1 protein-coding gene and 1 pseudogene are annotated in these 605 nt (G+C 69.8%); both read right to left on the bottom strand.

What is annotated here, in order from left to right; translation table 11 throughout:
- Nucleotides 1–234 (bottom strand): MBL fold metallo-hydrolase (locus AC2JF9_RS08215; RefSeq protein WP_500726818.1); only part of this gene is annotated, 234 nt, incomplete at its 3' end.
- A gap of 97 nt (nucleotides 235–331) precedes the next feature.
- Nucleotides 332–605: pseudogene (locus tag AC2JF9_RS08210) on the bottom strand (hypothetical protein); the annotation flags it as partial.

Raw genomic sequence — 605 nt, 5'->3', positions numbered from 1 at the left:
CTCGACCCCGAGCTCGTCCTTGAGGTCCGCGGCGCCGCCGGCATGGTCGATATGGCCGTGCGTCAGCAGGATGGCCTCGATCGTGACGCCGGCCCGCTCGATCGCCTGCCGGATCGCCCCGACATCCCCGCCGGGATCGATCACCACGCCGCGCCGGGTTCCCTGCGACCAGGCGACGGAGCAGTTCTGCTGGAACGGGGTGACGGGAACGACCTGGACGGCGAAATCGGTCATCGGATTCTCGTGCGCCGGGCGATCGGGACGAGACCGCCGCGTCCGGCGAACCTAGCCCATCGTCCTGCGCCCGTAACCCCAATGGGGGCGCAGCGGTTCAGCGTGCCAAGACAACCTGCGGCATGACCACCTCCCCGGAGCGCGCCGGACGGGTCCGCGCCGCCAGGACCGAGACCGTGATCAGCCCGCCGATCATCCCGATATGCTCCGCCGCCGTGTGGAAGGCATGCAGCGCGGCCGGGCCCTGCATCGTCCAGAAGTGATGCACGATCGGGATGGTGAGGGCCGTGAACACGCCCAGCGCCCCGGCGCCGAGCCAGACGTAACGGCCGGAGATAATGAGGGCCGATCCGACCAGTTGCGTCGTGAAC

This window comes from Lactobacillus sp. C449L (assembly GCF_059900815.1).
This window is presented reverse-complemented; position numbering and strand designations above follow the sequence as displayed.